The 412-nt window shown below is 63.1% G+C and carries 1 protein-coding gene; it reads left to right on the plus strand.

The annotated features are described in order from the left end of the window. Nucleotides 1-412 (plus strand): beta-barrel domain-containing protein (locus K6M89_RS30635; protein ID WP_222141865.1); only part of this gene is annotated, 412 nt, incomplete at both ends.

The raw sequence follows: 412 nt of genomic DNA on the forward strand, positions 1-412 counted from the left end.
GCGCTCGGTCGGTTCGGTGGTGCGGGAGGCGGAGCCGGTGGTCACACTCGTGCCCATTAACGTGCCGCTGGAAGCGGAAGTCTCGATTAACACGCGCGATATCGGCCGGGTGGCCGTCGGCAAGGAAGCCCGTATCAAGCTCGACGCCTATCCGTTCCAGAAATACGGAACCGCGACAGGCGAGGTGAGGACCATCAGCCAGGATACCTTCTTGACCGGCCAACAGGAGCAGACTGCCACCCCCAGCCAGCCAGCCGCCCCCTTCTTCAAGGCGCGGATCCTGCTTGCCGATACCCGGCTGAATGCCACAGATGGCCCGGTGCGGCTGCTTCCCGGCATGACTGTGACCACGGAAATCAAGGTCGGCAACCGTACGGTGATCTCCTATTTCCTGTATCCGCTGCTGCGTGGC

This window comes from Rhizobium croatiense (genome assembly GCF_019793465.1).
In the GTDB taxonomy this organism is placed as follows: Bacteria; Pseudomonadota; Alphaproteobacteria; order Rhizobiales; family Rhizobiaceae; genus Rhizobium; species Rhizobium croatiense.